The organism is Nostoc sp. DSM 114160 (assembly GCF_053470305.1).
This window is the reverse complement of sequence record NZ_JBPFGO010000004.1, coordinates 374,230-400,490: the sequence shown is the minus strand read 5'-3', so window position 1 is coordinate 400,490 and position 26,261 is coordinate 374,230. Positions and strand designations below refer to the sequence as shown.

The 26,261-nt window shown below is 41.4% G+C and carries 17 protein-coding genes and 2 pseudogenes; 7 read left to right on the top strand and 12 right to left on the bottom strand.

What is annotated here, in order from left to right; genetic code table 11:
* Positions 1 to 179 precede the first annotated feature (179 nt).
* Entirely contained in the window at positions 180 to 2,435 is a 2,256-nt protein-coding gene (locus tag NSTCB13_RS33580) for an FdhF/YdeP family oxidoreductase (protein WP_448275351.1), read from the bottom strand.
* A gap of 419 nt (positions 2,436 to 2,854) precedes the next feature.
* Here NSTCB13_RS33580 and NSTCB13_RS33575 point away from each other — a divergent pair, with 419 nt between their 5' ends.
* Entirely contained in the window at positions 2,855 to 5,122 is a 2,268-nt protein-coding gene (locus tag NSTCB13_RS33575; protein WP_448275349.1) for a DUF1796 family putative cysteine peptidase, read from the top strand.
* A 579-nt stretch (positions 5,123 to 5,701) separates the two neighbouring features.
* On the opposite strand, the gene NSTCB13_RS33570 is transcribed toward NSTCB13_RS33575, so the two are convergent.
* The 6 genes and pseudogenes from NSTCB13_RS33570 to NSTCB13_RS33545 all read right to left on the bottom strand — a co-directional run bounded on the left by NSTCB13_RS33570 (position 5,702) and on the right by NSTCB13_RS33545 (position 15,157).
* Positions 5,702 to 7,180, bottom strand: coding sequence for an amidase (locus tag NSTCB13_RS33570; protein ID WP_448275347.1), 1,479 nt, complete (start codon positions 7,178 to 7,180; stop codon positions 5,702 to 5,704).
* 92 nt (positions 7,181 to 7,272) lie between these two features.
* A complete protein-coding gene (locus tag NSTCB13_RS33565) occupies positions 7,273 to 8,757 on the bottom strand; it encodes an acyl-CoA synthetase (protein ID WP_448266916.1) in 1,485 nt (494 codons plus the stop codon).
* Between the two features lie 142 nt (positions 8,758 to 8,899).
* A complete protein-coding gene (locus tag NSTCB13_RS33560) occupies positions 8,900 to 9,880 on the bottom strand; it encodes a magnesium transporter CorA family protein (protein WP_448266917.1) in 981 nt (326 codons plus the stop codon).
* 219 nt (positions 9,881 to 10,099) lie between these two features.
* The gene (locus NSTCB13_RS33555) at positions 10,100 to 12,160 is read right to left on the bottom strand and encodes a tetratricopeptide repeat protein (protein WP_448275346.1); all 2,061 of its coding nucleotides are present in this window, start codon (positions 12,158 to 12,160) and stop codon (positions 10,100 to 10,102) included.
* A 417-nt stretch (positions 12,161 to 12,577) separates the two neighbouring features.
* Positions 12,578 to 14,468 (bottom strand): annotated as a pseudogene (locus NSTCB13_RS33550) (aspartate kinase).
* Between the two features lie 119 nt (positions 14,469 to 14,587).
* On the bottom strand, positions 14,588 to 15,157 hold the full coding sequence (locus tag NSTCB13_RS33545) for a Uma2 family endonuclease (protein ID WP_445631874.1): 570 nt from the start codon (positions 15,155 to 15,157) through the stop codon (positions 14,588 to 14,590).
* Between the two features lie 97 nt (positions 15,158 to 15,254).
* Here NSTCB13_RS33545 and NSTCB13_RS33540 point away from each other — a divergent pair, with 97 nt between their 5' ends.
* Both NSTCB13_RS33540 and NSTCB13_RS33535 read left to right on the top strand, forming a co-directional pair.
* On the top strand, positions 15,255 to 15,500 hold the full coding sequence (locus NSTCB13_RS33540; protein ID WP_445631873.1) for an AbrB/MazE/SpoVT family DNA-binding domain-containing protein: 246 nt from the start codon (positions 15,255 to 15,257) through the stop codon (positions 15,498 to 15,500).
* Positions 15,487 to 15,876, top strand: a complete 390-nt coding sequence (locus NSTCB13_RS33535) for a PIN domain-containing protein (protein ID WP_448275343.1) — start codon at positions 15,487 to 15,489, stop codon at positions 15,874 to 15,876. Before NSTCB13_RS33540 ends, NSTCB13_RS33535 begins: the two co-directional genes overlap by 14 nt.
* Positions 15,877 to 16,142: 266 nt before the next feature.
* Here the strand turns inward: NSTCB13_RS33535 and NSTCB13_RS33530 are convergent, their stop codons facing one another.
* The 5 genes and pseudogenes from NSTCB13_RS33530 to NSTCB13_RS33510 form a co-directional block, all read right to left on the bottom strand.
* A complete protein-coding gene (locus tag NSTCB13_RS33530) occupies positions 16,143 to 16,361 on the bottom strand; it encodes a type II toxin-antitoxin system HicB family antitoxin (RefSeq protein WP_445631871.1) in 219 nt (72 codons plus the stop codon).
* A gap of 552 nt (positions 16,362 to 16,913) precedes the next feature.
* Positions 16,914 to 19,248, bottom strand: a pseudogene (locus tag NSTCB13_RS33525) (tetratricopeptide repeat protein).
* Positions 19,249 to 19,323: 75 nt separating this feature from the next.
* Positions 19,324 to 19,716, bottom strand: a complete 393-nt coding sequence (locus tag NSTCB13_RS33520; protein ID WP_448275342.1) for a hypothetical protein — start codon at positions 19,714 to 19,716, stop codon at positions 19,324 to 19,326.
* 182 nt (positions 19,717 to 19,898) lie between these two features.
* A complete protein-coding gene (locus NSTCB13_RS33515; protein ID WP_448275340.1) occupies positions 19,899 to 20,288 on the bottom strand; it encodes an agenet domain-containing protein in 390 nt (129 codons plus the stop codon).
* A gap of 302 nt (positions 20,289 to 20,590) precedes the next feature.
* Positions 20,591 to 21,523, bottom strand: coding sequence for a lysylphosphatidylglycerol synthase domain-containing protein (locus NSTCB13_RS33510; RefSeq protein WP_448275338.1), 933 nt, complete (start codon positions 21,521 to 21,523; stop codon positions 20,591 to 20,593).
* Positions 21,524 to 21,665: 142 nt separating this feature from the next.
* Here NSTCB13_RS33510 and NSTCB13_RS33505 point away from each other — a divergent pair, with 142 nt between their 5' ends.
* From NSTCB13_RS33505 to NSTCB13_RS33490, 4 genes are all read left to right on the top strand, one after another.
* Positions 21,666 to 22,190: an alpha/beta hydrolase gene (locus NSTCB13_RS33505; protein ID WP_448275337.1), complete on the top strand. Its 525-nt coding sequence runs from the start codon at positions 21,666 to 21,668 to the stop codon at positions 22,188 to 22,190.
* 128 nt (positions 22,191 to 22,318) lie between these two features.
* Entirely contained in the window at positions 22,319 to 22,795 is a 477-nt protein-coding gene (locus NSTCB13_RS33500) for an alpha/beta hydrolase (RefSeq protein ID WP_448275876.1), read from the top strand.
* A gap of 427 nt (positions 22,796 to 23,222) precedes the next feature.
* Positions 23,223 to 24,122: an alpha/beta hydrolase gene (locus NSTCB13_RS33495; protein ID WP_445631865.1), complete on the top strand. Its 900-nt coding sequence runs from the start codon at positions 23,223 to 23,225 to the stop codon at positions 24,120 to 24,122.
* Between the two features lie 98 nt (positions 24,123 to 24,220).
* Complete coding sequence (locus tag NSTCB13_RS33490) at positions 24,221 to 25,891, top strand: phosphatidylglycerol lysyltransferase domain-containing protein (protein WP_448266929.1); 1,671 nt, start codon at positions 24,221 to 24,223, stop codon at positions 25,889 to 25,891.
* Positions 25,892 to 26,261: the final 370 nt, after the last annotated feature.

The following is a 26,261-nucleotide window of genomic DNA, read 5'->3' as shown; positions in this document are numbered from 1 at the left end:
TATGTTTTTATGATGCTTGTATTCAGGTACATTCCAGTTGAGTAGTAACAAAACTGATTGTGGAATAGCCATTTAAATTCTGAAACAACGGATAATAAGTTTATTTATTACAATTTACTCTCAAGAATTTAACTGATGTCTACAAACGACAAAAACTCAAAGCCTGGATTTGCCTGTTTTTAAAGAAGACGAGAACCTATAATACAAACTGGAACTCTTTTATAAGCAGGTGTACCGCTTTGCGGATCGATTTTTGCTTTAAATAAAACATTAGCTTCAGGATAAAACATAAAAGCTACACCTTCAAGAATCGCCCCACAAATAATTTCAATATTGTCTAATTCTTGCCGATCTCCTTTGACTATGACTCGCTGATGCTCCTGGAATCCCGCTTTTTTGACATCTAGAGAATTCATTAAAATACAGTGACGATGAGGCATACCTCGATATTTATCTTCACTGCGATAAACTACAGTATTATGTTGACCGTAGCTGCGTCCTGTTCCTAAAATTACCACAATTCCTGGCTGATTTTCTGCCACACCAAACGCTGCTTTAGTTGGTACTGATAATTGCGGTAACGGTGTGACAAACATCTGTGCTTTACCATCAGGTGTGGGAAATTTCGGTTCATCGAAAATCCGCCCTCCAATGATAAACTCCTGCTTGTTTTGGTCAATTGTGCCAATCTTCTCATAGCCAGGAATAGTTTTAGCAATTAATTCTCTAACATAAGTTGTATCTTGCAGCTTACGCCAATTTATCGGGGTTTCACTATGTAAACGATGAGCAATTTCTGTAATTAATTCTATTTCCGAAATTAGCTCGGCATTAGGCGCTTTTAAATGACTTTTACCTTCATCATTTAATCGCACAAAATTATTACCCGATTCAGTTGTTGTTTTATGAGGATTTTCAAAACGATTGAATACAGGTAATATTAAAGTTTGCTGTTTTGCTAACCCGTGGAAATGTCCCAAGTTTGGTTTGGTGGCTACATAAAATATGGTTTCTATTTGCGAGAATGCCTGTTTTGCTTGCTGTAAGTCTGGGTTAGCTGCATACAAATTTCCTCCTAAACAAAACAGTGTATCGATCTTTCCTAATTCTGCTGCTGTGATTAAGTCACGGGTATGATAGCCAGGAGTTTCATTGAGAGTTTTTCCTAATAATTGAGATAGTGCTTGTTTGATTTCTTCTCGCAAGTTTACAGTAACACCCATTGAACCAAAACCTTGCACATTGGAATGTCCTCGAATGGGCATTGTCCCAGCACCAATTTTACCAGCGTTACCTGTAATTAAGGCTGTATTAGCAATACTAAAAATATTATCCACGCCGTTAGAGTGTTGAGTTATCCCCATTGCCCAGGCAAAAACTACACGCGTTGATTTACCAATTATATAAGCTGTTGCTGTAATTTCTTCTTGGGATAAGCCACAGGTGCTAGTGATGTTATCCCACGATATATTATTAGCGTAATCTACAATTTTTTGCCAATCTTGTGTATAGGATTTCAGATATTCTATGTTAATTAAATTCTGTTCAATCAGAGATTTTTGTAAACCGACAAATAATGCAGCATCACTTCCAGGAATTGGTTGTAAATATAAAGAAGATATATCTGAACCTCCTGTGAGTAAAGATTTGATCGGAAATGCCGGAGACGCAAATTTAACTAAACCGATTTCAATTTGGGGATTAATAATAATTACTTTCCCGCCTCTTTCCCGCAATTCGATCAATTCGTTCATCAGTCGTGGATGATTTGCAGGGGCGTTAGAACCAATTAAAACTATACAATCACTATGTTTTAGGTTTTCTAAGCTCACCATCGATGTACCTGAGCCGAAAACTTTTTTTAACCCCACTGTTGAGGGTGCGTGACACAAATCTGAACAGTCTGCTAGATTATTACTACCTAGCGATCGCATTAATAATTGTAGTAAATACGCAGCTTCATTAGATGAACGTCCAGAACTATAACTAGCAATTCGTGCTGGTGGGAAATTAAAGGCTTGTGTAGCGATCTGGTAGACTTCTTCCCAGCTTATACGTTGATAATGGGATGAACCCGCTCTGAGAATGACAGGATAACTTAATCTACCCAAGGAATCGCATTCTTGAGAAGTCAGTTTTTGTAATTCACTAATGCTATTTTCTCGGAAAAAATCTCGTTTAATTCCTGGTTGCAATTCCGCAGCGATCGCCTCTACACTTTTAGCACAGCGTTGTAAATATTCTCCCGCTTCATTAACAAACCCTCCTTTTTGTCCACCCGTGCCCCAAGCGCAGGATAAACATGCACTTTTATGATTGAGAGTTTGCCATAATTTTAATCCTTTTGATGAGAGAGTTTTTTCTACCCAATACTGAATCACAGGTAAACCACCCCCAGCAGGGGAGCTAGAATCGTTTTGAGGTAAGTTATCCATACTGAGCTAAATCTCAACTCGCTTAACTTATTATTGCTAAAAATTATTCGGCAAGTATTAATTTCAATTGAAACTATTTGTAACACTTACGTAAAAATGCTTTTCTGGCTCTAACTATATAAAAGAGAGCGATAGAACCAATTTAACTTAATCTTATCCTTTTTTTGATTTGTTCTTAGTTGTGTTAAGACTTTTAATACAATAAATTCTATTTAATCAGTATAAGATTCTTTTATAAAAATCCGATTTTAGCTTTGAAAAGCTTGCCTGCTGTAGCTTTGGGTGATGTAAATCAGAACTTCAGGATACTTAAAAAGATTAATACCGGATTATTAAGAGTTCTATGTGATATTCTCAAAGCAGGTTTAAGGATTCAGCTAACCGTTTGGTATTGTCCTCACTAAATCAGGATAAACTCTATGTATCGATTCGAGATCAATGCATACACGCAAACGGGCGAATCCATTGGTCTGGTGGGTTCTACTCCAGAGTTGGGATTGTGGGATATTAGTAAATGTGTTCATCTGCGTACAAGTGGCGATCGCTATCCTTTATGGTGGACAGATGAAATTGGCATTCAAGAGTCAGGTGGTCAACAGAGAGTTGAATACAAGTATGTGCTACTCGATGTCAACGGCAACGCCCAATGGGAAAGCTTAATAGATACAAACCGCTGGATTCCGATTGACTCTAGCGATCGTGCCAGCACAATTATTGTGGATGATGGCGCATTCGGTTATTTACAAGCTTATCCGTTTGGATATATTGAGAAACCTGCTGTTAAAGTCACCTTGGATCGAGAGTCTGAAGGTTTAAAAATCGTAGTCATTGGTAGTTCCGTTGCATTAGGTCATAAAGCCTGGTTTTTGAAAGGTTGGGTTTGGCAGTTGGCACAAGCTTTACAGCAAAAATATGGGCATAAACTGGTGAACGTGTCGGAGGTGGGAGCGAATGTCAGCAGAACGATCGCTCGATTTCCCTGGTTTGTCACCCCAGAAAAACCGGATATCGTTATCATTGCCCTATCTCTGGGTAACGAAGGGTTAGCTTACTGTTCCCCTCACGAACGACGAGCAGTACAGCGACGGTTTGAAAGTGGCTTGCAGCAACTTGTGAAAATGACGCGCGACATCGGGGCAATTCCGATTTTAGGCAGTGTCTATCCCAATGGCGATTATTCCCAGGAACATTACTGGCTGATCCGAGACACACACAACCGGATGCTAAATTGGGGCGTATCTGTACTGGATTGGTTGGCAGCCGTCGATGATGGACAAGGAAGATGGAAAGCGGGGGCATCCTTCGATCCGGCTCACCCGAATACAGTCGGTCATAGCCTTATGTATCAGCAAATCGACCAGCAACTATTCGATATTGACAAAGACGAATTAGCAAAAGAAAAACAACGCTTCCGGCAACCGAATGAATTTCCTATCTACTTTGATAATGGAGGCTTTCATGTCTTTGTGTGTATGAAAGAAAAGCGTTTACGGATTGTTAATTCATCGCCATACAGCTACACGATCGCTCCCTATTGGCAAGAACTACAAACTGCACTGCAAAGTCAGGCGGGATTGATACCGGGTATTTACATTGCAAAGAATACCCAGGCGGGGACGCTCCCTTTCTTGGCTGTAGAGGATGGCGCGATCGCAACTACAATAAACATCCCCCCAAATACCGATCTAGAATATAGCCCCGCCCTCAATCTCTTTTCGCCGAACAACGTTTTATTCTATGACGGACATCTGGGGATTTTGCAAGCGGATGAACGCCACCTCTGGATAATCAACGAATCAGACAGCGAGTACAACATCCAGCCAATGTGGACGGAAGTTTGCAACGCCCTTAAAGCCATGCCATCGGGTGTTTATGAAGATCCGCTTTATCCCGATGTCCCTTTTCGCACAATGATGATTGGTAAGGATGGGCTAGAAAGCCGAGTAAAAGCACCACCTAAGTCTGCGGTGTTGTTCCAATACAAATGTGAGTTATCGGATATCAGCCGTGTGGCAATTGTTCCCCTTGGCGATCGCTGTGCCGTCCGCATGATGTTATATAAGATGGAGTACGATGGCCCCGCCTTTCCTTTCGATCTAACGCGCACTACTAATATTGCAGATGTTGCAGATGCGATCGAACACGGTTTTGATGATATGTGGAACCCTGCTTTTTTGCATTACAGTCCCGATGCAGGTAGAATTTACCACGGTAAGTGGTCGGGTTTATCCTTTGCCCATGAAGTCGAGGAGACAGACAACGCTGTTCAAGATATGTCTCCCGTCTATGAACGGATGCGGGTTCGTTACACGGCACGCGCTGAAAGGTTTTGGTATACACTGCGGCACTGCGACAAAGTGCTTTTTGTTCGCACAGGAATTAGCGATGCCTACGGCGGCAAGCTACGCGGTGGTGTGATCGATTTAGTGAACAAGCTGGAAAAACAATGCCAGGGGAAGCCATTTCATCTCTTGCTTCTTTCTCCCCAAAGCGGTGATGAGTTTTTAGACCTTCCCAATGTGCTGCATTACAATGTCGAGTTTAATCCCGATCGTATGTATGACGATTTGGGACATTGGATGTACTGCACAGAGGTGATGCGAGGAATTCTGGAATCCCTTGGTGTGTCTAGTAAAAACCTCTTTTGGTGTCCGCCGAAAATACCGAAGGGGTGGGAAACTGGGTAGAGGCGATCGCAATACTGTTCGGCTAAGGCAAGAGACGCGATGAATCGCCGTCTCTACAATAATTAGTCATTTGCTATTTCGGCGAACGCAATTGCTATTTCGGCGAACGCAATTGCTATTTTGGCGAACGCAATTGCTATTTTGGCGTACTCATTTGTTATTTCGGAGTACTCATTTGTTATTTCGGCGAACGCAATTGCTATTTCGGCGAACGCAATTGCTATTTCGGCGAACGCATTTGTTATTTCGGCGAACGCAATTGCTATTTCGGCGTACTCATTTGCTATTTTGGCGACTGGGTTGTTTGAGTTTTTTAACTTACCGTGAGTTGGTTATAGCGCAATAGGCTTGGGTTGGCGTCAAAAACCATAAACTGCGTAGGTTGGGTGGAGGAACGTAACCCAACATTTTCGCGGGTTGTAGCCTCGTTCCCAGCCTCCGGGCTGGGAATGTATTCAAAAGAGGTTCCACCTCTTGTCAAGCTATGGAGGCGGAGCCTCCCAGAATGAGTTCCCAGCCTGGAGGCTGGGAACCAGTCAGGATAGGGTTATAACGGTGAAGTTTAATTGCTGCCATTTTTCAATAGCCCAATGGATGCCGGAAATCACCAACCACTTTGTCAAATTCTTGAGCGATCGCTAACAACTCCATCTCGCGCCATCGTTTGCCAATAATTTGGATTCCAATCGGTAAGCCATTATGAGTTTGCCCAATAGGAATCACCACCGCCGGATGACCGCTGAGATTAAATGGCATAGTGTAAGCTCCGTTTGCCACTGCATGAGGATAGGATTTGCCCTGAATATCAATGGCGCTCCAAGCCGGACAATGGGTAAATGCAGGGGTTGCTGTCACAGGAGTGAGCCATACATCCCATACTTCTAAGGCTTCATCCATTTGGGAAATGAAGCGATCGCGCTCGGTGAGTGTCTCGAAATATCCTTTTAAGCTGGGATTCAAAATTTCTGGCAGAAAGCTGCTGAAATTCCCCAATTTTCGCAATTTTTTGTCGCCTTGAGTTGCCGTGCGAAAAAGTAATTCTAAGCTGCGTAGCACATTATAGCGATCCTTGGGTTGGGCGTAGTTGTTGATATATGCTTCCATCCGCCCGCAGAGGTTCCACACTGTCGATAAATCGAAGTCTTTGGGAAGCCAGCGTTCCACATAACTACCTGCTTGAGCGAGTTTTTGTACGACTGTTTGTATTGCGCCTCGAATTTCCGCAGCAACGGGAACTTCCACCCATTGATCGATCCAAGCAATTTTAAGATCCTGCAAGGACTTGCCTGATGGAGTATCAAGGGGAATCGGTGGCACATCTGGGCGACGCAGATCCGCACCAGCAATCAGTGAGAAACAAAGGCGAATATCTTCGAGCGATCGCCCAAAACAGCCAATAGTCAACATTTGTCGCAAACATAGCGGCATTCCCGGTACTTCAGGGATACTTCCGGCGGTGGAAATACGGCGATCTGTTGGCTTTAAGCCATACACGCCGCAGAAAGTTGCAGGTTGGCGCACAGAACCCGCTATATCGTTGCCTATATCTAATGCTGAAAGTCCGGCGGCAACAGCAGCAGCACTACCTCCAGAACTGCCACCTGCTGTATAGTCAAGATTCCAGGGATTATTTACCCGTGGAAATAGAGAATTTGTACTTTGAAAATCACCAGCCAGTTCTGCCATGTTGGTTTTTCCCAGGATAACGGCTCCTGCTGCTCGCAACCTGGCAACAACGGTAGCATCCTGTTGAGGAATGTAGTCTTTGAGAGGAATGTAACCTGCTGTGGTACGTAGTCCTACTGTTTCAAAAATGTCTTTGATTGTCACAGGGACACCGTGCAGAGCGCCCCAGTGTTCTCCTCTAGCTAGGGCTTCATCTGCAAGCTTTGCTCTGGTACGAGCATTGTCTTCGTCTAACGTGCAAATCGCATTCAGTTTTGAGTTGTGTTTATAAATCTGCGCCAGGTAAGCATCGAACACTTCGACAGCAGAGACTTGGCGATCGCGAATCATCTGAGCAAGTTGATGAGCGGGTAGAAAAACTAAGTCACTCATAAATCACCTCATTTGTCCTTTGTCCTTTGTCCTTTGTCCTTAGAAACACAAATGACCAATGACTAATGACCAATGACCAATGACCATCCCTATCAGCAAAATAGTTCAACCACCGTCGGCTTAGTCACTTTCCCCATCGCGTTGCGCGGTAATTCTTCAACGATCAAAATTTGGGTTGGCACTTTATAAACAGCTAATCGCTCTTTTGCCCAACTCCTGAAAGCTTGTAATGTTAAAGGTTGTGAGCCTTGCAATACTAAGGCGGCACACACCCGTTCGCCCCATTCTAAATCAGCAACCCCAACCACTGCACATTCTTGGATATCTGGATGGGTTCTTAGTACTTCTTCAATTTCTAAAGCAGAAACTTTATACCCTCCAGTTTTGATGATATCCACACTCATCCGTCCCAGAATTCGGTAGTTGCTGTTCTCAACTACGGCGGTATCTCCAGTACGGAACCAGCCATCTTGGAAGGCTTTGGCGGTTGCTTCCGGGTTTTGCCAATATTCGAGAAACACTCCGGGGCCTTTAACTTGGATTTCTCCTGGTGTTCCGGCTGGAACTAACTCTCCGTTCTCATCTACTAATCTCACTTCAACTTGAGGCAGAGGCTTGCCGACATATCCAGCCAACCGTTCACCGTGTAAAAGGTTTGATAGCGCCATGCCGATTTCAGTCATACCATAGCGCTCTAGCAGAAAATGGCCGCTGATGGTTTGCCACTTTTCTAAAACTTGAACTGGTAACGCTGCCGAGCCAGAAACCATCAGGCGCATTTTAGCACAGCCTGCTGACATGATTTTTTGGCGTTCTTTAGGGGCAGTTTCCCAAGCCGCAATTAGCTTTACATAAATTGTTGGTACTGCCATAAATAAGGTTAAGTCACCATCACAAATTCGCCTCCAAACGGTTTCGGCATCAAATTTGCTCAATATATGGCACTCCGCGCCAGCCCATAATGCACAAGTCAGTACGTTAATAATCCCATGAATATGATGTAGTGGCAGAATATGCAAAATGCGATCGTCCGATGTCCATTCCCAAGCGGTGATTAAACTAGTCACTTGCGCTTGAATATTTTGGTGAGTCGTAACTACACCTTTTGGTTTACCTGTTGTACCACTGGTATAGAGAATTAAGGCGCGTCTAGTGATATCTATCTCTGGGAGGCGACTAATGTTATGTGGAAGCGTTTCTGAGGTGAGGATAAATCGTAAATTGTATTTTTCAGCTAGCGAGCGCAGTATATCCTCAAAATTAGGATGAGCAACAATAATCGATGCTCCAGAATTAGTAATTACATACTCCAATTCTGGGCGGGGATGGGAAATACACAGAGGTACAGCTATGCCACCAGCCCGCCAAATTCCCCATTGAGTCGTTACATACTCAAACCCAGGCGGAATGAGAAAGGCAACTCGCTGCTCTTGCAAATCTTCTGTATTTTGAAGAAGACTTGTTGCTATTTGACTGGAAGTGTGTAGCAAATCCCGATAGGTAAATGCTCCGTCTGTTGTCACAATTGCTGTTTTCTGGTTATATTCTTCAGCACGAATAATCAATGGTAAATTCACGTTTCTTTGCCGATTTAGGGTTGATTCAGTTTATTTAAATAATATATATAGTCATCGCATTTTAATTTATTCTGCACCAACAGACTCAAATAAATGGCTTTTTAATGAATCGATAATCTTGTTATTAGTAACTTTATATATTCTACAGCCAACGTTGTTTTTTAGCATAGGCAATACTGCCAATCACAATTAGTGCCATCATACAGATTACTACAGGGTAAGCCAAAGGTTGTTCTAATTCCGGCATATTTTTGAAGTTCATACCATAGAAACCAGATATAAAAGTAATTGGTAAAAAGATGGTCGATAAGATAGTCAGGCGATTAATTCGTTCGCCTGTTTTACTAGCAATATTATCGCGTTGAATTTCCATTAATTCTGACATCCAGGCTCTTATAGCTTGATATTCTTGCCAGAGTTTATCAACGTGATGAACTAATTCTTGATTGAATAGTTCTTTTACTGGCTGACCGATCCATTGGAAATCTTCATTATCCATAATAGCCATAAGTAACTTGATGCTTTGAAAATTACGGCGCCCAGAACGAGTAGATTGCCTCATTGTGGCAATTTTTTTGTACGTTAATTCATCACCAGAATTGTCTAAAACTTCATCTTCTAAATCATCAAGTTTTCTAGAGATATAGGTAAATACAGTTTCGTAGTTATTTAAAATGTCTTTAAATATGAGATAAAAAAGATAGTCAATTCCTAATTTCTCAATATCTAGAGATCGCTTTTGGAGATTATTAGTTAAAATAGTTAAAATTTTTAATTCTGTGATTTCAAAAGTTATGATAAAATTATTTCCAACTACAATGTTGCCACGCACCACCTCAAACTCATTATTTTTTATTTGAGAAGTTAGGATTTCATAGCTGTCAAATAAACAATCTTCTACGTCTTCATCAATTCCTACAGGGGAATGGTTGAAAATCATGTTAACACGAGATGGATTTAGTCCAAAGTGCTTGATAATCCTGGCTGTTCCAGTGCGATCGCGGAAGTGAACACAACGCAACCAAATATTGTGAGAACCATCAATTCTTTTCAGTACCGTATCAACATCTCTATGAGTAAATATTTCCAGGTTATCTGGATAAAAAGTCAGGAGAATTAGCATATAGTAATCCTAATTGAGTCGTAATACAATGCAGTGACTCATGGGAATTAATCAGGAATTTAGTCCTTGTTTTCTAAGCACTAAAGTGCTTACTACAAACCATAAAAACTAGCTTGATAAAGTAATATCGTAAATTTGTAAAATAAAACACATTTAAATAGCACAATCACTCTCTAAGAGTTTTGACCGTTGATAGCCAACACTATATTGAGTAGTAGCTCAATTTTTTTCTATTTTCCCAGATTTCGGGCGACTAGTTAGAGCTGGCGCTGAATTATTTTGTAAAATTGCAATTTCCCGCCGTGCATCTTGATAACTATCTTGTTCCCCTTGCTGTTGGAATAGTTTTGCAGCTTTTTTGAAATCTGCGATCGCACCCGATTTATTTTTCTGCTTAGTGCGAATCACACCCCGGTTATAATAGGCTAGGGCGTTGTTAGGATTAATTGCGATCGCTCGTGAATAATCCTGATTTGCAGCTTTTTTATTTCCCAGTTCCAGATAAGCGTTACCACGGTTGTTGTAAGCTGCTATATTATTAGTATCTAGTTTTAGTGCTTCAGTATAATCTTGAATAGCCCCTTTATAATCTCCAAAAGAAAAGCGGTGAATACCTCTGTGAATATAAGCTGCAATAAATTTAGGATCGATCTGTAAAATAGTGTTGTAATCTTCAGTAGCTTCTACTTGATTTCCCAGATCGCTGTAAATATCACCACGATTCAGATAAGCTTCTATGTATTTGGGATTGATGTTGAGTGCATCTGTGTAATCTTTAATTGCTTCATCTTTTTGTTTATTAAGAGATTGAGTTAAAGCCCTTTGATAAAAAGCTTTAGCATCGCTAGGATTAATCTTAATTACTTTATCAAAATCTTGGATTGCTTCAATTCTTTGTTTGAGGCGGCGGTGGAGAATACCTCGTTGCAAGTAGGCTTCGGTATACTGGGGTTTAAGAGCGATCGCTTTACTAAAATCTTCAATTGCATCTTTATTATCCTTCAATTGAGCACGAGCTAATCCTCGTCCATAGTAAGCATAAGCATCTTTAGAATTTAACTTAATGGCTTGAGTATAATCTGCGATCGCTTCTTTGTATTTGCCTAATGCCGAAAAAGCAAATCCTCGATCGAAATAGGCATTAGCATCTTGAGGATTGAGTAAAATAGCTTGGCTAGAATCTGTTTGTGCTTGCTCGTAGTCTCCTAATCGATAATAAGCATCACCCCGCCTATTATAAGCCAAAGCGTTTTGCGGATCTAATTCAATAACCTGATTGAAATCTGCAACTGCTCCTTCATAGTTTCCTGACTCATATTTATTCACTCCCTCTTGGTATAATGTCTGTTGAGCATCACTTACAGGTTTTAGCAACTTAAATTGCCAAGCTGCGATACCAAGTGCAACACAACCAGCTATCCCCCCTATAACTAGTAATAATTTTTTTTGATGCTGTTTTTGTCGATTGTCATCAACATTTATTAACTTTTTTAGGTCTTCTAAGACTTCTGTTGCATACTGGTAGCGCTTCCGATAATCAAAACGCACCATTTTATTAATAATTTTTGCTAATTTTCTGTTAACTTTTATATTTTTATCGCGCCAAAGTATTTCACCTGTCAGCTTATTTTTCTGACTTCGCAAATTAGATATTTCCTTTGTAGGTAAACCTTTCAGTGCGGCGATCGCAACAAGACCTAAAGCATATATATCACTGTTGTATTTGAGGTTGCCGTTAATTTGTTCTATAGGCATATACTCAGAATTATCAACAGTATTAGCGATCGCTTCATTAAAAGTACCCAAATTAATCAAAACTAATTTTTTATCTGATTCCCGGCGAATAATATTTGCTGGTGTAATATTCCGATGAATTATGCCATAGCTATGTATAACTACCAAAGTTTCTAATATCTCTGACAAAAGACTAATTACTTGGTCTTCCTTGAGAAGTTGTCCCTGGATAATTTCCTCAGTTAAAGGATTACCCGGTATGAATTCTTGGACTAGATAAAATTCTTCATTTTCTTCGAAAGAAGCAATGAGCTTTTGAATTTTATCGTGTTCTTGTCCGAGTTTTTCTAAAGTTGCTGCCTTACTGTCAAACAAGCGGCGCAGGATGGTTAAAGCTTGAGGATTGCTATTAGGAAGAGATAACTGCTTTACTATAAATTCTTTACCATTAAGGTTAACATCTTCAACTAGATAGGTTTTCTCTTTTTCCCCATCATTGAGAACTTTTAGTATTTGATAATGTCCATCTAGTAAATGACTATTCATCAATATAAAATTCTAGTCTGATAAATTGCTCGATTATAGCTTACGTGTTATTATTACTGATTTTAAAATATAAATATTTATTTATTAAGCAACTTCCAATGAGATCGATGCGCGGGCTGCTACCGCGTGTATATTGCAAAATCCCTCTCTCAAGCTTGCTACGGTGTATACACAAGTCTGAAATAGCTGAGTAACCAGGGTTTTCCCCCACCCTAACCCTCCCCTTATAAAGGGGAGGGAACCGGATTTTTCTTGTTTCCCCCCTTTATAAGGGGGGACTAAGGGGGGTAATAATGTGATTAAAATTACAGCAAAGTACTTTTCAAACAACCTCTAAGGGGGGTAATTTGAGTTGTGTGTAAACCGTAGCCCAAGCTTGGGAGAGGGATTTAGGGTGAAAGCTCATTGATTCAGATTTTACGCTGGCACGACAAATTTCTCGCTACCAGCTAGTTCAAAGGCTGCATGAATAGCTTGCAAAGCTTTAACACCTTGCTCTTGTGCCACAACACAACTAATTTTAATTTCTGAGGTGGCAATCATTTGAATATTGATTTCTTGTTGGGCTAAAGCTTCAAACATTTTAGCGGCAATACCTGGTTGTCCTACCATCCCTGCACCAACAATACTCACTTTCGCGATCGCACTATCTAAAACAACTTCACCCCATCCTAACTCTGCTGCTACTTGAGTAAGCATTTTTTTGGCATTTTCCCCGTCTATCCGCGAGACTGTAAAGGCAATATCTCGTCTGGGAACACCATCAATCACCCGGCAACGCTGAGATTGGATAATCATATCAACGCTGATATTATGTTGCGCTAATAATCCAAACAACTTCGCCGCCATTCCCGGACGATCTGGCAATTGGCGAATCGCAAGACGCGCTTGATTCAAATCGAGGGCGACACCGCGAACGGGAGGAGAGGGAGGAGATAAGGGAGACAAGGGAGAAATTTGTTCAATGATTCTTCCTTGTCCCCCTTGTCCCCCTTGTCCCCCCTTGTCCTCCTTGTCCCCCTTGTCCCCTTGTCCCCCCTTCCCCTGCTTCAATCTCAAAAGCAGTGCGGAGTGCCAAAACGGCGCGATCGCATTCTGCGGCATTGACTACGCAACTTACTTTCACTTCGCTGGTGGAAATCATTTGAATATTCACGCCTGCTTCAGCTAAGGTAGCGAACATCTTTGCAGCCACACCAGGACGCCCAATCATTCCCGCGCCAGCGATGCTGACTTTAGCAATATTATGTTCTAGCATTACCTCGGCTTCGTCAAATTTGGGGTTAGATTGACTTCTCAGTGCTGGGGCGATCGCTGTTGCTACTGCTTCTGCCCGTTTTAATATTGGTGTGGTGACAGTAAAGGCAATGTCATTACTATTACCATCATGAATTGACTGAATAATCAAATCTACATCTACTTTTTGCCGAGAAATTTCGCCAAATAACCTAGCTGCTACACCTGGTTTGTCGGGTACGCGCAACAAAGCAACTTTTGCTTGGTCAGTGTCAAATTCTACATGATCTACTGGACGGGCAATTTCTAAATTGATTAGCGATCGCCCTTGGGGTTTGGCTGATGTCACCCAAGTACCTGGTTGATCTGTCCAACTAGACCTTACTACCAAAGGAACACCGTAGTTACGGGCAATTTCCACAGCACGAGGATGCAGCACTTTTGCGCCCAAGCTAGCTAGTTCCAACATTTCATCGCAGGTGATGGCATCCATCAACTGAGCTTCGGCAACTAAGCGGGGGTCTGTAGTGAGAATACCTGGAACGTCTGTATAAATTTCACAAAAATTCGCTTTTAATGCGGCGGCGATCGCCACTGCTGAGGTGTCGGAACCACCACGCCCCAAAGTCGTAATTTCCATCTCTCCGACGCTAGAAATACCTTGGAACCCAGCTACTACAACTACTTTACCTGCATTTATGTGGCGAGTTAGGCGAGTAGTTTCAATATGCAAAATCCGAGCGCGACTGTGTTCAGCTTCGGTAACAATTCCTACCTGAGCGCCAGTCATGGAAATCGCAGGTTGTCCGAGTTCCTGCAAAGCCATACTGAGTAAGGCAATCGTTACTTGTTCGCCAGTGGAAAGCAGCATATCCATTTCCCGGCGATTAGGATTTGGAGAAATTTCAGTAGCTAGTTTGACGAGTCCATCGGTGGTTTTGCCCATTGCCGAAACCACTACGACAATAGAGTTTCCAGCTTGAACAGTTTTATAAACACGCTGTGCAACAGCTTGAATACGTTCGACTGAACCGACAGATGTACCACCGTATTTCTGAACTATGAGCGCCATAACTTTTTTTAATCAATTGTGCCTGCTTTCATCAACGCTTCCGCTTGGTTAGGAAGCCTTCAAGGCTTATCAGTTATATAGTTTACTAAATATTGCGTCGAATGCCCTATAATAATTGACTATTCAAAAACCACATCTTCGTAAAGTGCTGCCATTGTTTCCTCAAAATCCACGCTATTGAGTCGAAATGATTGATGTTCTGATGTGTAAGATTGTAAAACCCACAACCCTTGTTCATTGCGTCGAAAACACTCAACTCGCTGACGTTTTGTATTAATTAAAACATACTCTTGCAGACTTTCCAATGTTTGATAATCGGCGAATTTGTCGCCCCGATCAAAGGCTTCGGTAGAATTAGATAGAACTTCCACAATTAAACAGGGAAATCTTTTATAACCTGGCGTTTCTCGATCTCGTTGGTCGCAAGTAACCATCACGTCGGGATAATAAAAGCGATTCAGAGATTCGATTCGAGCTTTCATATCAGCGATGTAAACACGACAACCACAGCCGCGCACATGATTACGGAGGAAGGTAGCAAGGTTTCCAGCTATGGTTACGTGTGGATCGAGCACCTCAGCTATCGCGTAAATATAACCGTCTATATATTCATGCTTAATATCGCTCTGTTCCTCCATTTGGAGGTATTCTTCAACAGTAAGATAGTTTTGTTGGGGCGAGGCTATCATATTTTAAAGGTTTTATTGTGCCGATTTACCTGTGGCGGTGCATTAGGCGCAGTAGACTTTATAATCAGGTAAGGAACTTATGTAAGGAGCCTGGATAATGGCTAGTGCGACCATCACCACTAAAGGGCAAGTAACTATTCCTAAAGAAATTAGGGATTATCTTAACCTTGATACAGGTAGTAAAGTTGATTTTGTCATTGATGAAAATGGAATAGTTAAATTAATTCCCCTGAATATCTCCATCCAAAGTTTATCAGGGATTTTACACCGTCCGGGCATGAAAAGCGCAACTTTAGAAGAAATGGAAGCTGCAATTAAAGAAGGCGCAAGTGATTGGACTTGATAGAAATATTTTAGTGCGCTACTTAACAAAAGATGATGAAAAGCAGTGGGAGCAAGCTGCTGAAATTATCGAAGGGGGAGAGCAATGTTTTGTTGCTAATATAGTGATTTGTGAATTGGTATGGGTTTTACGGAGTAATACTTATCAATTTAGTAGGGAAGAAATTAGTAACACTATAGAATTAATGCTGCAATGTTCGGTATTTGAGCTAGAAAATCGCTCTTTAGTTTATCAAGCATTACAAAGATTTAAGCAGGGAAGTGCAGATTTTTCTGATTATTTAATTGGGGCGATTGATCAAGATTCTGGTTGTAGTTCAACAGTGACTTTTGACAGAAAGTTGAGAAGCGAAAAGGGATTTGATTTATTTGAGTAATCCTATATTTTAATTAACATTGCTGTGTTTGATGAGATTTAAAAGAGCAATCGCTTATTGATTTACACTTTGTAGTTAAAAATTAGGTAATAAACCTGCTTGTTTACATATTTCATTAGCAGTAATACGATCAATGGTACGATGCCGTTTTACAGGAAGAGTTTTTATCTAATTAGTATAAATTTAATGATTTCCTCCTTCCCTTAATAAATAAAAGCCATTTTGCTCTAAGTATTTAATTAGCTCTTTTCGCTTGACTAACACACTCAAACCTCTATAGGAATTTGTTCGAGCAAAGAACCACCTGTGGGAATTTCTTTATTTTGTTGGCGATAGGCAAGAATCATTTCTTTGATTGCATCTTGTAACATAGCCCTGCATTCTTCTAAGGTTTCTCCTTCTGTGATGACTTCTTGCCATTCAATAAGTTGTCCCATATATCCGCTATTAGTTTTTGTATATTTTGCAGTGTATGTAATTAACATTGCTATGTTTGTGAAGATAATTATATGATTTATCGTAGCTGATTTTTTGTTGTGGGAGACATTGCTCTTCATCATTCACAACTGCATAATAGCGATCGCCTGTTGATTTAACTTCTTTTCTAAAGCGATATCTCCGACGGGCTACGCCTACGCCAGCTTTTGGCTCAATGATATACCAAAACGAATGCGTGAATTACTTAAATGAGAAAGCAAACTGAGGTTTGAGAAAGTAAAAGCTGCTTTTGCTTGCGGAAAACACCAAAATGAGAAAGTAAAAGCTGCTTTTGAGTAAGTCAAAGCTTATTTTGCTTGCGGAAAACACCAAAATGAGAAAGTAAAAGCTGCTTTTGAGTAAGTCAAAGCTTATTTTGCTTGCGGAAAACACCAAAATGAGAAAGCAAACTGGGGTTTGAGAAAGTAAAAGCTGCTTTTGAGAAAGTAAAAGCTCTTTTTGAGTAAGTTGAATGGCATTTTTACTTAGTTCAATATGAATTTTAGTCTAGGCGATCGCGCTTTTCAGTTTTATTACGGTATGCTTTGCACAAAACTAGCTTATTCTGGATTTGGGGGGAGGCGATCGCGCAAATCTGCTAAATTTTTACGCACAGTAACAGTATTAGGATGATCTGCACCTAACCGTCGCTCAAAAATCTCCAAAGCTTGCAGATAAAATGGTTCAGCTTCGATATAACGTCCTTGTAAGTAGTAAAGTTTTGCCAGGTTGTTGAGACTTTGTGCGACATCTGGATGTTCTTCACCCAGCAGCTTGCGCCTGAGTGCCAAAGCTTGGATGTAAAGGGGTTCGGCTTCGCTGTATCTGCCTTGAGAGTAGTAGAGTCCCGCTAGGTTGTTGAGACTACGTGCGACAGATGGATGTTCTTCACCCAGCAGCTTGCGCCTGAGTGCTAAAGCTTGGATGTGAAGGGGTTCGGCTTCGCTGTATCTGCCTTGGGAACAGTAGAGTGCCGCTAGGTTGTTGAGACTTTGTGCGACATCTGGATGTTCTTCACCCAGCAGTTGACGCGTGAGTGCCAAAGCTTGGATGTGAAGGGGTTCGACTTCGCTGTATCTGCTTTGGGAACGGTAGAGTTCTGCTAGGTTGTTGAGACTAACTGCGACATCTGGATGTTCTTCACCCAGCAGCTTGCGCCTGAGTGCTAAAGCTTGGATGTGAAGGGGTTCGGCTTCGCTGTATCTGCCTTGGAAGTAGTAGAGTAACGCTAGGTTGTTGAGACTTTGTGCGACATCTGGATGTTCTTCACCCAGCAGTTTGCGCCTGAGTGCCAAAGCTTGGATGTAAAGGGGTTCGGCTTCGCTGTATCTGCCTTGGGAGTCGTAGAGTCCCGCTAGGTTGTTGAGACTAACTGCGACATCTGGATGTTCTTCACCCAGCAGCTTGCGCCTGAGTGCTAAAGCTTGGATGTGAAGGGGTTCGGCTTCGCTGTATCTGCCTTGGGAGTCGTAGAGTCCCGCTAGGTTGTTGAGACTTTGTGCGACATCTGGATGTTCTTCACCCAGCAGCTTGCGCCTGAGTGCCAAAGCTTGGATGTAAAGGGGTTCGGCTTCGCTGTATCTGCCTTGGAAGTAGTAGAGTTCTGCTAGGTTGTTGAGACTTTGTGCGACATCTGGATGTTCTTCACCCAAGCGCTTTTTAGTGACTTCTAAACACTGTTCATACCAAGGTAAAGCTTGGTTATATAAACCTTGAGCATTGTAAAATGTAGCGTTGCCGATGAAAGGCTCAACTAAATCATCATCGCTGACGTATTGAATGAGATGATTCGCTACTTCAGCTATATGAGGAATAGCGGGAGAAATGGCGGTGATTTGCTCAAGGGTGGACGATTCAGGAATATCTTGGGCAACTGCTACCATTACCCAACAAAGCGATCGCTTTAATTCCTCTCCCTTATCTAAACCTGTAAGCTTATATTGAAAAAACTCCCGTAACAGTGGATGCAGTTGATAGATTCCCTCACCTTTGCGCTGAAGTAAATGCAGATTCAGCAAGCGATCATCTCTAATTTCCTCTAAATGTTCGGCATCTTCTTCTGTTACACACTGTTCCACCAACTTCCAAGGTATGGGTGCGGCTGCAAATAAACTCAATAAACAACCCAATTGTTTATCGTCGTCTTCTAATTCTTGCCAACTCAACTCAAAGGCTGCTAACACACCTCGTTGTGCTGTCATGTCAACTTCCGACTTAGATTTAGACAGAGAACGCTCATCTAATCGCTTGTTCTGCAACCGCCGCAACATTTCTGCTAAAGATAAATCCTGTTTCCGCGCCAGATAGCGCCCCACTAATTCCACACCTAAAGGTAAATATCCCAGCCATTCACACAACTGATTTGCTAAAGCTAATTCTTTTTCAATTCGCCCCGGTATTTCTTTGAGTAAAGACTTTAATAACTCCAGCGCCGCCTCTGTTTGCAGCACATCTAAAGATAACTGTGCGATGCGTCCCCCCCAACTTCTGGCGGGTAGTCATCAACACTTTAAACCGAGAAGGTAGCGACTGTAAGTAAGGCTTAACTTGCTCGTAGTCGCTGACATCATCCAGCACTAGCAGCACATCACCTTCACGCCAACGCCGCCAGCAATATTGCACTTGCGCGAGTAAATCAAAATCTTCTGGCGGCTTTAAATCAAGCTGCGTTCTGGCAAACTGCACAACTTGAATGCCCACATCTCCAGTTTTTGGTAGCAACCAGCAAAGTCCACCGTTATATGTTTCGCGGCGCTGAATGGCATATTGTAAGGCGAGTTCTGTTTTACCAACTCCACCCATCCCAGCGATCGCAGCAATGGCAACTTGTTTATTATCCTGCAAAAGTTGGTGAAGATTTTGCAATTCTTCCTCACGTCCGACAAATTCCACCACCCCACTCAGGGGCAAATTTTGCGGTATTTCAGTAGAGGGATTTAACTTTAGCCGTTCCCGTTCGGGCGGCTGTAGTCAGAAATTAAAGGTTTGGGTTCGGTTATCATTAGAAACGTTCCCAACATTGCCGCCATAATTTTTATCTACTGTGTTCGTAAAATTCTGGATAATAGAGGGTTGAGATTTAACAGCATCCGCCACTGCCTCTACAGCTTGAGCAATTTCAGGATCTTTCTTCGCCGCTTCCTCTACTTGCTGCCCAATGAGATAAGCTTGACCATAATCTAAAGCTTGTGTTTCAGCCTGTTCGATAAGCTTTGCCGTACTAGGTTTCTTGCGTTTCAGCAAAACTAACAACTTTTCGCCTTCGTTCCAAGCCTTTTCGCCGATGATTTCCCCAGTTTTTTCAAAGGCTTTGATGATTACCAGAGTGGCGATCGCACCTGCTGTCAGTGATACTGGCTCCATAAGTTTGTAAAAACATACGAGATTTTACTTATGGCTCTTAGTTTAACAGCCTCTTACCAGTTGTACAAAATTCATTCTGAATTCTGACTTCTGACTCCTGAATTCTGTTTTGATAAAACAAATTAAGGGACGACTTCAACAGGTGAAATCGCCCCTCTCAAATTCTAAAAATGAAATATTCCCTATCTGCTTACTCTTGCAGGTTCAACCCACTCATCCCAAGAGCTATCGTAGCCATCATAAGTAATTTTATAAAGATCGTTACTAACTTCTAAAACCTGTCCTGGATACCATTTTCCTTTCCACAAAATTCTCACTGCATCTCCAGCTTGAAATGATGCCCGAAAGCGTGCAGTGTCAACCCATTCATCCCAGGAACTATCATAACCATCGTAGGTAATATAGCACTTGTCATCATTAACCTTAAGTACCGTTGCTGGATACCATGATTCTTTCCAAAGAACCTCAGCCTTTTGTCCCACAGAACAGGGTGAAGCAGCAAAAGCACTGGGAATTAATGTTCCTACCCAAGTTGCCATGAAGATGGCGCCAAACAATACTTTATTTTTCATGATTATTTCTATCCTCAAACAGTAAAACCAAATTTTGATGGTGATTTCTGGAAATCTACTTCAAAATTTGCAACTAACTGTTACTATTTTTGTGGTATTTGTTTAGCGATCGCCTCAGCAAAAATTATGAATTTCTGCCGCCGAATGTGAAGATAGCACCGCAGAATTCCGCATTTAAAAATAACGGTAGTTACTGATTTTACGAATTTGACATAAATACCCCTCACCCTAAATCCCTCTCCCAAGCTTGGGAGAAGGGGTTGGGAGATCGGGGCTTTTGATTCATACAAGAGTTCTATTTTTTAATTCCCCTTTCTAAATCTAAGCTCATAAATTCCGAGCAAACCTGCTGCTACTAGCAAAGGTAAGAAATAGTAGACTCCCCGATAAGCTAACATTGAACCCAAAACTGCCGCCGCCGAAACTTTTGAAGATAGAATCAGCAAAATTATAGTTTCAAATACTCCCAAACCACCGGGAACATTACTAACTACACCTGCAAACATCGCTAGTAAATAAATTCCCAAAAAGTCTAAATATGACAAAGATATATTGCTAGGAAGTAAAGCATAAAGAACTGCTGCCGCCAGAATCCAGTCAAAACTAGAAATTGCTATTTGAGCCAGGGATATTTTAAAAGAAGGAAATCGAAATTCATGTCCCCGAATTATTAATGGTTGTTTGATAAAAATACTTCCTAGTAAGTAAACTGCAACTAATAGCAGAAAAATTCCGCCGATGGGACGCACAGTAGCAAAAGGTAAATGTAATTGAGTGGGAATCTTCAGGGGGTTGATGATAAATAAGAAACCTGCAACGGCAAACATTCCCAACCAAAAAGTAAAATTGGCGAAAGCAATTACTTGAGCGATCGCCACTGCTGGCACTCCCCAACTAGCATAAAATCGATAACGGATAGCACTGCCAGTTAGCAAGGCAAAACCGATGGTATTACTAAATGCAGAGCTAATAAAGTTAGTGAAAGCTATCTTATTCCAACTTAAAGAACGATTAATGTAGTTAAAACCTAAGATATCGTACCCAATCATCACTAGATAGCCCAAAGCTGTCAGCCAAATTGCCCAACTTACGCGACTTTTGGGAATAGCAGCTAAAGAGTTGAGGATATCACGATAATTATACTCACGTAATTCGTTAGCGATCGCCAACAGGGAAAGCACCAGCAGCAACAAGCCAAACAAAGAACTGAAATTCAGTTGCAGCTTTTTAAGCATAGTAAAGAAACTTATCCTAACCTTGACTTTTAATTTACAACCAGTCGTAAAGTTTCCATTCTGTTGACACAGCGTTGACATATCATTTGCATAAGATTTTGAAAACAAGCAACGACTACCTCATGCTCAATTCCCTTCAAAGATGAACTACAAACAACCTAAAACTCTCTTGCTATTTTCAGTATTAACTCTAGTTAGCTGTAATTTTTACCAAAGTGTCGTTGCAAAACCACCGCAACAGCAGGATTTACAAACAACGCCTTCCGTTGTTCCAATCCAGCGCAATACTAGCAACTCACAAACTCTCCTAACCTACAAAATTGAAACCTACGATAGTCAAGCAATGGGTGCAAGTCGCACTTATGGCGTTTCTTTACCTCCTGGCTATGAGCAAAACCCCAAACAAAGGTATCCTGTAATCTTTCTCCTCCACGGTGGACATGGTAATCCCAGTGATTGGTTTATTCAGAATAAGGGACAAGCTCTCAAGACTGTAGAACAACTTTATACTACAGGTAAGTTGCCACCCAGCATCATCATTACACCAGATGGCAACGACAAACGTGGCTCTAGTCCCTACCGAGATCCAGAATATTTCGATGGCCCTAATGGTAAAGTCTCTACAGCCGTAGGCGATGAGTTAGTAAAAGTTGTGCAAAGCCGTTAGAGCTAATTTGTAAACTCAAGTAAAGTACTTGTCTTGCAAGGATTTCAGGAATTTGAGTCAAAAAAATACTTATTCGCTGAAACTCAGACCTAGTAACGAGTTGAGTATCCTTCAGATTTTCTTTACGAATCAGCTCTTATCGCACAATAAATAATCCAAATTTTTGGGCGATAGGTGGTTTATCTTCTGGTGGTTGGGGAGCAATGAATGTCGGATTACACAACCTGGATCGTTTCTCGATTTTATTTAGTCATAGTGGTTATTTTAATGATAAAAGTGGCCCAGCAAATAGCCCAATATTTTATATTAAAACCATTCCTATACAAGCTCAAAAAAGGTTAAAAATCTACCTGGATTCGGGTACATCAGATATTGATGAACTCAAGGAAGCAGAACAATTTAGTAAAGTACTAAATCAACTGAAAATTTATAATTCATTTCGTCAGTTTCCTGGTAGTCACACTTGGCAGTACTGGCGGAAGCATTTAGCAGATTCATTAACATTTGTCGGCGAACAATTTCGAGCTTCAGAAACAGCAAATATGGCTGATAAAACTTTAAGTATTAATCATAAAAAAATGCTCAAAATAATTAACAATCCATAGTATAGCCGCAGTTACACAGGTTAGAACCTTTGGAAAGGTGAATGCTAGAGTTAGCAATAGTTTTACCTCCAGCAAGAACTGCTATACAATGTCTAAGCTAGTAGTCTGCCAACCCAAAAATGCGCTTGTGAGAAGGAAAGAGGGGAAAAGGTTAAAGGTTAAAGGGAAAGGGAAAATTCCATTTCTTTCCCCTTTCCCCCTTCCCCTTTCCCCCTTCCACCCTCCCCTTATCCCCTTCTTGGGACCCCACCTTCCCCTTTACCCCGCTTGCGTTCGCTTGGCGAACTACTAGTAGAAATAATATTATTTTGCCAACCAGTTAATACTTTAAAACCACAGTTAAAAAGTATACTGACATTTGTAAAATATTCATTATAGTAAGTTCTAATGGAGGTAATTTTTTTTAAGTTAAAAGAATATAAAGAATATGAAAATTTCTAAATTTTTAATTGCCTTAGTAGGAGCGATCGCACTCCTGGCTAGCGCTGGTTATTATTATGTATTCATTTTAGGTGCGCCACAACTAGACCCACCCCAAGAAGAGGCAAATACCGGGCTAAAGTTTCAATTAGCAACCTTCAACTCCCAAGCGATGGGTACAGTCCGTAACTACGGCGTGATTTTGCCCCCTAGTTATAGCAAAAATCCCCAAAAGCGCTACCCTGTGATATTCTTACTACACGGGGGTCATGATGATGCTCGTGCTTATGCTGATAAATACGCACTTTTAGATGTATTGCATGAACTTTATCAAAGTAGAAAATTACCGCCATCGATTGTGATTACACCTGATGGTAATGATAATCGCGGTTCTAGTCCTTTATACGACCCCGATTACTTTGATGGGCCGAATGGCAAAATGGGGACTTTGATTGGTTCAGAATTAGTACAAGTTGTCAAGTCGCGCTACCGCACTTTGGAAGAACCCCAATTTTGGGCGCTAGGAGGTCTATCTTCTGGAGGATGGGGTGCATTTAATATTGGATTACGCTATCTCAATAACTTTCAGATTTTGTTTAGCCATAGCGGTTACTTTACTGATGACAGCGGTTCACAAAATAGTCCTCAACAAATTGTGCAACAGCTACCAGTTAAAGATAGGAAGCGATTGCGTGTTTACCTAGATGCGGGTGTGAACGATCCTAATTTGTTAGCCTCTACCAAAGCCTTTAACGAAACCTTAAATAAATTAGGGATTGCTCACGTATTTTATGCATTTCCTGGCGGTCATGGTTTGTCTGGTGCTAATGTAGGCTGGAACTACTTCCACAAACACCTTAAAGATTCACTCTCTTATGTCGGAGAACAGTTTAAAAAGTCAAAGTAGAGACGCGATTAATCGCGTCTGTACAGGAGTTAAGAGTTAAGAGTTAAAAATTGAAAACTCCTAACTCCTAACTCCTCACTCCTAACTACTAACGAAAAATGACAAATAATTTAAAAACTCAGATTGGACTTTGGAGTGCAGCTTTCCTAACAGGTTTAGTCGGAGTAGTAAATTTATTATCAGCCGTGACACCTAACCTGTATGGACGGAATCAGTGGTTAAAGGAATTTTTACCATTTGAAATTCGTGCCAGCGGTCATATATTTGCAGCATTGACTGGGTTTGTTTTATTAACACTTGCTACTAATTTATTACGCCGTAAAAAAATAGCCTGGTTACTTACCATTGGTTTACTAATAATTTCCATTTTCAGCCATTTGCTGAAAGGACTGGACTATGAAGAGAGTCTACTCTCTGGAGTTTTGCTGCTGCAATTAATCTTGATGCGGCATTATTTCACGGCGCAATCAGACCGTCCTTCGATTGCACGGGGAGTCAGAGTGCTGATAGGCGCTTTATTATTTACTCTGGCATACGGAACTATTGGATTTTACTTGTTAGACGGGAAATTTTCAGAGAATTTTAATTGGCGAGAAGCGATAGTTCAGACTTTGGCAATGTTCTTCACCGAGGATAATTGGGGACTGCAACCAAAAAGTAGATTTGGAGAATTTTTTGCTAATTCTATCTATATTATTGCCGCAGGTACTTTTACTTATGCAATAGTAATGCTGTTGCAACCTGTGTTTTGGCGCAATCTAGCAACTACAAATGAGCGACGAAGAGTTAAAGAAATTGTCGAGCAATATGGATGTTCTTCTTTAGCAGCGCTCACTCTCTTAAATGATAAAAGTTATTATTTTAGTCCTTCGGGTAATAGTATAATTGCTTATGTTCCCAAAGGACGGGGCGCGATCGCTTTGGGAGATCCCATCGGCCCCATTGAAGACCGCAAAGAGACAATTATTGCTTTCCAACAGTTTTGTCAGCGTAATGACTGGTATCCTGGCTTTTACCAAACTATGCCCGATGATATTGAGCTTTATAAATCGTTGGGGTTTAAGGTACTCAAGATTGGAGAGGAAGCGATCGTTGACTTAAAAAGTTTTACCTTACAAGGTAAAGCCGGTAAAAACTTTAGACCATCAATCAGTCGGTTAACTAAGCTAGGATACCAAATCGACTTTTACCAACCACCAATCGCTAATGATTTATTGCATCGGCTCAAATCTGTGAGTGATGAATGGCTAAAAATGGTACAAGGTTCAGAAAAACAATTTTCTTTGGGTTGGTTTGACGAAGCTTACCTGCGAGAGTGCGAGATTGCTGTGGTGCATAATCCTGAAGGTGAGATTAGCGCCTTTGCCAACATTATCCGAGAGTATCAACTTAACGAAGCGACTATTGACATGATGCGACATCGCTCATCTCTTGAAAATGGCACAATGGACTTTCTATTTATTTCCCTGCTCCAGCATTTTAAAGAGAATGGGTACGACAGCTTTAATTTCGGTCTTTCTGCACTTGCTGGAGTTGGAGACAACCCGGAATCGCGCCGCTTGGAGAAAGTATTGCACTATCTTTACGAGCATTTGAATCGTTTCTACAACTTCAAAGGACTGCACGCCTACAAAGACAAGTTCCGTCCCCGTTGGGAACCGCGTTACTTGGTTTATCCCAGTTTAGCCACCTTACCAGATGTAGTTGTAGCATTGATTCGCGCAGATTCAGGCGATCGCCTCTTCGATTATTTCAAACCCGGAGCCTAAATCTAGACTCAAAACAAAGCAATATCTACCAGCGGCTACGCCTACACAGCTTGTTCTTTGTATGATACAATTGTACTATAAACTTAGGCAAGGCTGTTCTTCGCGTTGCCTAAATTCCTAGCGAATAGACTCAAAACTTACTTTGCGTTCCTCTGCGCTATACTCTGCGCGACGGCAGTCGCTACAACGGGGAGGCAGCGTGGTCTTGGGGGTTCCCCCCATGAGCGACTGCCGTGGGAACCCCCGCAACGCGCTGCCTCCCCTCTGCGTTTAAACTTAAACCCTCAATCTCCACGAACTTACCATGAAATTTCACACGGTAAGAACAGTTTATTTTGGAATATTAATAAACTTCAATAACCGTTGTTAT